Origin of the sequence: Micromonospora sp. MW-13 (assembly GCF_003434305.1) — a bacterium.
GTDB lineage: Bacteria > Actinomycetota > Actinomycetes > Mycobacteriales > Micromonosporaceae > Micromonospora.
On record NZ_QKKX01000031.1, the window covers coordinates 88,354 to 95,251 of the forward strand.

Annotated in this window: 6 protein-coding genes and 1 pseudogene; 4 read left to right on the forward strand and 3 right to left on the reverse strand. The window is 73.2% G+C overall.

All coding sequences use genetic code 11. The annotated features are described in order from the left end of the window. Positions 1-77: 77 nt before the first annotated feature. Positions 78-665, reverse strand: coding sequence for a TetR/AcrR family transcriptional regulator (locus C5N14_RS16990; protein WP_117669069.1), 588 nt, complete (start codon positions 663-665; stop codon positions 78-80). A gap of 77 nt (positions 666-742) precedes the next feature. On the opposite strand from C5N14_RS16990, the gene C5N14_RS16995 reads away from it, so the two are divergent. Then, entirely contained in the window at positions 743-1,330 is a 588-nt protein-coding gene (locus tag C5N14_RS16995; protein ID WP_117669070.1) for a dihydrofolate reductase family protein, read from the forward strand. A 213-nt stretch (positions 1,331-1,543) separates the two neighbouring features. On the opposite strand, the gene C5N14_RS17005 is transcribed toward C5N14_RS16995, so the two are convergent. Both C5N14_RS17005 and C5N14_RS17010 read right to left on the reverse strand, forming a co-directional pair. Further along, positions 1,544-2,341, reverse strand: a complete 798-nt coding sequence (locus C5N14_RS17005; RefSeq protein ID WP_117669071.1) for an alpha/beta fold hydrolase — start codon at positions 2,339-2,341, stop codon at positions 1,544-1,546. A gap of 128 nt (positions 2,342-2,469) precedes the next feature. Beyond that, positions 2,470-4,308, reverse strand: a complete 1,839-nt coding sequence (locus C5N14_RS17010) for an RNA polymerase sigma factor (protein ID WP_117669072.1) — start codon at positions 4,306-4,308, stop codon at positions 2,470-2,472. A 222-nt stretch (positions 4,309-4,530) separates the two neighbouring features. Between C5N14_RS17010 and C5N14_RS17015 the strand changes: the two genes are divergently transcribed. The 3 genes and pseudogenes from C5N14_RS17015 to C5N14_RS17025 form a co-directional block, all read left to right on the forward strand. Then, on the forward strand, positions 4,531-5,403 hold the full coding sequence (locus C5N14_RS17015) for a hypothetical protein (RefSeq protein WP_128763594.1): 873 nt from the start codon (positions 4,531-4,533) through the stop codon (positions 5,401-5,403). Between the two features lie 331 nt (positions 5,404-5,734). Continuing rightward, entirely contained in the window at positions 5,735-6,067 is a 333-nt protein-coding gene (locus tag C5N14_RS17020; RefSeq protein WP_117669074.1) for a DUF6204 family protein, read from the forward strand. Positions 6,068-6,310: 243 nt separating this feature from the next. Then, positions 6,311-6,898: pseudogene (locus C5N14_RS17025) on the forward strand (hypothetical protein); the annotation flags it as partial.

Consider the following 6,898-nt stretch of genomic DNA (forward strand, 5'->3'; position numbering starts at 1 on the left):
CCGGTCCGGCCGGGCCGACCGGCTTGCTCATCTGCTGGGCGGTGAACGGCACGGCGCCTCCCCGGGCAGGGCCGCCGTCAGCCGGATGCGGGGCCGGCCCCGCCGACGAGGCGGGACACCAGGGCGGAAACCACCTCGTCGACGTCGAAGCCGGCGTCGATCGACGTGGTGAGAAGGTCGAGCAGCAACCCGTCCACCGCATAGTGCAGCAGGGCGATCTCGAACGCGCCACCCGGCAGTCCGGCGGCGGCGTGGAACGCGACGTCGTCGGCGTACCCCCGGCGGAGCACCGCGGCGAGGCTGCGGCCCAACTCGGGGCGGCGGGCCGCCTCCAGCCGCAGCTCGATCAGCGCCCGGGTGACGTCGGGCTCCCGGGTGGTGCGAAGCACGATGTAGCGCAGGTAGTCGGTGAACAGGGCGAGTGACGGCTCCCGGCCGGCCAGCTCGGCGAGGACCGCCTCGTCGGGGGCGTACCGCTCGAAGGCCCGCTCGGCGAGGGCGCCGAGCAGCGCCTCCCGGGACGGGAAGTAGTTGGAGGCGGTGCCGGTGGGCACCCCGGCCTCGGCGTCCACGGCGCGGTGGGTGAGCCCCCGCGCACCACCGGCGGCAAGCACCCGCAGCCCCGCGTCGGCGAGTTGGGCACGTCGTTGCGGGTTGCGGGCCATGAGCAGACCCTAGCAGCAACAACAACAGGTGTAGTACATTGCAACCACGACAGTAGTAGTGGTTGATTGGAGTCTTCTTGCCCAAGCTCGTGTACTACGTGGCCAGCACCCTCGACGGCTTCATCGCCGCCCCCGACGGGTCGTACGACTTCCTGCCGCTGGAGCCGGACGTGGCGGCCCACCTCGCGGCACACTGGCCGCAGACCTTCCCCACCCTCAGCCACCCGCACTTCGGCATCGACCGACCCACCGGCCGGTTCGGCGGGCTGCTGATGGGCCGGGCCACCTACGACCCGGCGCTGCGGATCGGCGTCACCAGCCCGTACGCCCACCTGAGGCAGTACGTCTTCTCCCGGTCGCTGCCCCCGTCGGACGATCCCGGGGTGGAGATCGTCGACGCGGACCCGGTGGCCTTCGTCCGCGACCTGAAGCGGCAGCCCGGCGGCGACATCTGGCTCTGCGGCGGCGGCCAGCTCGCCGGCCAGCTCCTGCCGGAGGTGGACGAACTGGTCGTCAAGCTGCACCCGATCGTGGCCGGCAGCGGCGTACCGCTCGCCGACCGGGGCTTCGACCCGCACCGGTTCGCCCTGGCCGGGACCCGCGCCTTCGACAGCGGGCTGGTGATCCTGCACTACACCGCCGCGCCCGGCCCGGGCGCCGGGTGACCGGCTGCCCGGTCGCCGGGCCGCCGGTATGACGTCACCGGCGTGCTCGCCGGCCTGGCCGGCTTCTTCCTCGACGGGGCGCGGCAGCCGCCACCGGTCGGCATCCCCGGGCTGCGGGAGTTCCAGCGGCCCAGGCCGACGCGTTGCCGCCCTGGCCGGCCGAGCGCCTCGGCTGACCTCGCCGGGCGACGGAACTCCGGCGTCGCCGGCTCGTCAGGCCGGCTCGCGGACCTGGGTGGTGAGGAACGGGATCACCGCGGCGGGCAGCGCCGGCGAGGAGACGATGTCGTAGTGGGTGAGGCCGGGCAGCACCGCCAGGCGCGACGCGGGGCGGTCGGTGCCGTCCCAGCCGGCGTCGCGGTGTCCGCCGCCGAGCAGCCCGAAGAACTCCGCCGCGTGGCGGACCGGGATCGAGTCGGCGTCGGCGAAGACCAGCAGGGTCGGCTTGGTCAGGGCGGCCACCTCGGTCGACCAGTCGTACTCCTGGCGGAGCAGGTCGCCCGTCTTGGCCCAGAGCGCCGGCCAGTCCTGCGGGCGGGGAGCGATCCGTTCGTACAGCTCGTGCGGCGGGGTCCCGCGCATCCGCTCGCCCGTCCGCTCGTCCTGGGTGGCCATCGCGGCCAGCACCTCCGGATACCAGCCCTGACGCCGGCACGGCGCGGAGACCACCACCAGCCGGCGCACCAGCTCCGGATGCCCGACCGCGACGCGCAGGGCGACGCCGCCGCCCAGCGAGTAGCCCAGCACGTCGGTCTCACCGAGGCCGAGGTGGCGGATCAGCGCGGCGACGTCGTCGGCCATCGACTCGAATCGCAGCGGGCGGTCGACGTCGGCGGTGCGGCCGTGGCCCTGGAGGTCGACCCCGACCACCCGGCGGCGCGCGGCGAGGGCGGGCAGGATCGGGGCGAACATCTCCACCGCGCCGTACCCGCCGTGCAGGAGCACCAACGGGCGGCCGGTGCCGTGGATTTCGTACCACAGCCGCACACCGTTGACGTCCGCGTAGCTCACCAATGCACCCCCGACTCGTCCGGCCACTCGTCCCGATCCAACACCGGCCGACGAGATCACGGCGCGGATCCCACTGGGCCCACCCCACGAACCGGAACAGCCACACCGGCACTCGAAACCCGTCCCGGCTATCCCGGCCGAACGCACGGGTCGGCGATCGTGTAGGTCGGGCTCTGCGCCGTACGGCCGTCCACGGCGGTCGCCCGTACCGACCAGGTCAGCGCCGACGCGCGCAACTGCCCGACGGTCGTCCGGGCGGCAGACCCGTCCACCGTCATCGCCCGGGCCGACGTCCGGCTGCCGGTAGGGGTCCAGCGAACCTCGGCACCGCCGAGCGTGCCACTGCCGGTGGCCTGCACCGCGAGGCTGTACGTCTCCTGGCCGCACCGCACCCGCGCGGTGGCGGAGACCGTGAACGGCGTGGCGACCTGTGGTGCGGCGGTCGGCCGGGGCACGGCCGGCGGCCTGGCCGGTGTCGCGGCCGGTGCCGGTGCGGCGCCACCCGGCACGACGTCGGGCGCGGCGGGCGCGGCGGGCGCGGCGGTCCGGGCGGCCCCGTCGCCGTCCGCCGGCACGGCGGCGGTCCCCGACGTCGGGCCGGCGGTGCCCGCCGGCGCTGGCGTGCCGGCTCCCGTGGCCGTGCCGGACGGCAGCGGCGCGGCGGGAGCCGCCGGCTCACCGGCCGGTGAGCCGAGCGCCCCGGACACCGGTTGGCCGGAGCCGTCCCGCGCGGCGGTCGGGCGGCCGGGGCCCAACGCCCAGGTGCCGAACACGACGAGAAGGATCAGCAGAGCCGCGGTCGCGGCCAGCCGCCGACGGTTCCGGTCGCGGGCCGCCCGCGAGGTCGCCCGCACGGTGTGCGCCACACCGGCCGGCACCGCCGCACCGCCCCGGGCCACCGCACCCTCCGGGGCCACCGCATCGTCCGTGGCCACCGGCGTCGGCCCGTTGACCGGTCCGTCTGCTGGCCGGACGTCCGCCGGCCCGGGGGGTTCGTCGGCCGCTGGCACCAGGTCGGTCGACGGATCGGCCGGGACCGCACCCGCCGGATCGGCCGCCCCGCCGGACGCCGCGTCGGCCACCGGATCGGTCGCCGTGTCGGTCGCCCCGTCGGTCGCCGGATCAGCCGCCGTGTCGAACGCCCCGTCGGACGCCGTGTCGGTCGCCGGACCGGCCAGAATGTCGGTCGCGCAGACCTCGGCCAGTCTCGGCCACACCGTGTCGGCGACCACCAGGAAGGCCGGCGCCGTGTACGCCGACAGCAGGGCGGCCGGGCTGAGCTGTTCCCGCCGGAGCAGCCCGCACACCGCGCAGCTCTCGATGTGCCGCGAGACCCGCTTGCGCAGGGTCGGGGTGAGCCGGCCCTGCCAGCCGTCGATCAGGTCGGCGAGGGCGGGGCAGTCCCGGGCCCCGGTGCGGGCCACCAGCAGCGCCCCCAGTGCCCGTTCGAGCTGCGAGCGGGCGCGCGACAGGCGGGCGTGCGCGTGGTTGGCGGGCACCCCGAGGGCCGCGCCGATGTCGGCGGACGACAGGTCGTGGCGGATGGCCAGGTGGACCACCTCACGGTCGCCCGGGTTCAGCGCGGCGGCTGCGGCGTGCACCAGGGCGCGTACCTGCTCGGCGTTGACGCCCGTGGCCGGGTCGGCGGTGTCGGCCACCGGCTCGTCGGCCTCCTCCAGCGGCAGAGAGCGGGACCGCTCCCGGAGCTGCCGGAGGCACTCGCTGCGCACGATCGCGTACAGCCAGGAGCGCAGCCGGTCAGGCTCGCGGAGCTGGCCGATGCGCTGGCTGGCGATGAGGAACGCGTCGTGGACGGCGTCCGCGGCGGCCTCCGGCTCGCGCAGCATGGTCCGGGCGTACGTGTACAGCCGGTCGGCGTACCGCCGGTACATGCCCTCCAGTCCGGCCCGCTCGCCGCGACGCACCGCCTCGACCAGCGCGGTGTCGTCCTGTGCCGCCGTGTCCATCCGTGTCTCCCGCTACTCATCAACGGTGCCAGTAAAGCGGCAAATTTTTTTCTTCAGGCTTTTCTGTTGGCATCCCGACCCCGCCGCGCTCCTACCGGTGTCATCGCACCGGCTACTGAGGAGACTCGCCTGCCCCTCCGCGGCGACCGGCTGATCGACGTTTGCAAACCCTGACCGAATCACCTCCCGTACCGAACATCACCAGGAAAGAAGGAAGACATCATGCGAGAAGGATCGAACGGAACCCGTTGGTCGCGTCGGATGGCCGCCGTGGGCGGGGGCGCGCTGAGCGCGCTCGTGCTCGGCCAGGTGGCCCTCACCGGACCGGTGGCGGCGGTGCCCGGCCTGAGCATCAAGACGACGACCGGCCCCAGCAACAGCGCCGCGAAGTCGCAGAACGCGACCTGCCCGGCCGGCACCAAGGTCATCGGCGGCGGCGGCGCGATCACCGGTTCCGGCCTCGGGCAGGTCGGCATGGACATCATGGTGCCGCTGGTCGGCGGGGACGCGTACTCGGTGACCGGCCGGGAGGACGAGAACGGCGTCGCCGGCAACTGGGCGGTCACGGCGAACGCGGTGTGCGCCACGCCGCCCCCGGGCCTGGTGACCGTGTCCGGCAGTTCGGCGCCCAGCTTCGGCACGTCGAACTGGTTCGAGAAGTCCTGCCCGGCCGGCAAGCACGCCATCGGGGTCGGTGGCGCGGTCGTCGGGGCGTCGAACAGCGAGGTCGTCCTCGAGGATCTGCGGATCAACCAGAGCAGCGTCGTGGTGGCGGGTGCCGAGGACGGCACGGGCTTCGCCGGCACGTGGTGGCTGGACGCCACCGCGATCTGCGCCGACCCGCTGCCCGGCGAGCAGCGCGTGATCGACGACAGCACCTACAGCTCCGCCGACACCCAGTCGGTCACGGCCGACTGCCCGCCCGGCACGCGCGTGCACGGGGTGGGCGGCGAGATCCTCGGCGGCGATGGGCAGGTGCGCCTGACCGAGATGCGGGCCACGTCCTCGACCACGGTCACCGTCCGCGCTATGGAGGACGAGGACGGCTTCAGCAGCAACTGGAAGGTGCGCGCGTACGCCGTCTGCGCGAACTGACCCGCCGGTATCCGTGGTCCCGCGCCGGACGTCCGGCGCGGGACCACCCACCGCCCGGCCCGCCTCACGGTTCGGGGCGGTGGCGGGGCGCCGGCGCGGTCGCAGCGGGCTGCGACGCCGTTACGCCCGTCGGTAAATCGCTTGCCGTGATTCGAGGACACGGGACGATGGCCGGGTGAAGCGGCGGCCGGAATCGGACGAGGCACGGGCCCTGCGGGTGCGCCGATGATGGTGTGGTGGTCTGGCGATCTGCCTGCCGTTTCTTCCTGCCGCACCAGCCCCGCCGTCCGACGGGTGTCGCAGCGCCCAGCCGAATCCGGAGGTCCCCGCAATGACCAGTAAGGCCTATCAGGTCATCGTGCGCGGCAGGTTCGCGCCGCTCGACGACGAGCAGCGGGCCGCGCTGCTCGCCCGGGCCGACGAACACGACGTGTTCGCGGCCAGGTTCACCGAGGAGGGCACCGTGACCTACGAACGGTCCCTGCTCACGTTCACCTTTCGCTGCGTCGTCCCGGCCACGGCGGAGGACAGGGAGGACGTCGTGATCGGCAGGGCGGAAAGGCTCGCCGCAGCCGCCGTCCGGGGGCTCGGCGCCGACCACCGCGACCTCAGTTCGGTGTCGACCGATCTCGACAGCATCAAGGTCCGACAGCGGGGGCGCTGACGCTTGACGAACTGAGACGACAGCGGGCCGCCGGTCATCCGGCGGCCCGTTCTCGTGCTGTTCAGAGCGGACACCGTGCTGCTGCTGGTCAACGTCCGGCTGCACGCACCAGTGGAAAGAACCCGATTTCACCCGGACGGCTGAAGTCGCGCTGGAGTCCGGCTGCAGTCGCTCCAGCCTTCCGCCGCAGCGACTTGCCTCATCCTCATGGACATTCGTCGAACTCCGATCGAGGGATTCCGCATGAGAGACAGGAAGGACACGTTCCCACTCGGCCTACGGGTGTGGGGTGTCATCGTCGGGCTCGTCCTGAGCATGGCGACGTTCGTCGCCACCGACGTCGCGACCAGCAAGCCGGCCCAGGCCGCATCGAGCGTCGGCGGGAACATCACCCGTACGGAGATCCTCGAGCGCGCCCAGTGGTGGATGGACACGTACGGCGTGATCTACAGCCAGGATCAGGCGAACGCCAAGTCCGACGGTGACGGACACAAGTACCGCCCCGACTGCTCAGGCTTCGTGTCAATGGCCTGGCACCTGCCCAAGAACGACGGCAGTTGGGACCGCAACACCGGCAGCCTCGACCAGTTCGGCGACACCACGTACCTGAGCAGCATGGACCAACTGCTCCCCGGGGACGCCATCCTGGGCAAGGCCTACGGGCACGTGGCGCTCTTCGACCGGTGGGTCGACTCCTCCCACACCTCCATGTGGACCTATGACGAGTACCAGACCGGCCAGGAAGGACGCCACTCCGTCAAGACCCGGTCCTGGTACGAGTCGGAGGGCTTCCGCCCCCTGCGCTACGACAAGATCACCACCGCTACCGGA

Coding starts and splice junctions, on each gene's coding strand:
- C5N14_RS17020 (WP_117669074.1), top strand. CDS start 5,735: ATGACCAGTAAGGCCTATCAGGTCATCGTGCGCGGCAGGTTCGCGCCG.
- C5N14_RS16990 (WP_117669069.1), bottom strand. CDS start 665: ATGGCCCGCAACCCGCAACGACGTGCCCAACTCGCCGACGCGGGGCTG.
- C5N14_RS17015 (WP_128763594.1), top strand. CDS start 4,531: ATGCGAGAAGGATCGAACGGAACCCGTTGGTCGCGTCGGATGGCCGCC.
- C5N14_RS17010 (WP_117669072.1), bottom strand. CDS start 4,308: ATGGACACGGCGGCACAGGACGACACCGCGCTGGTCGAGGCGGTGCGT.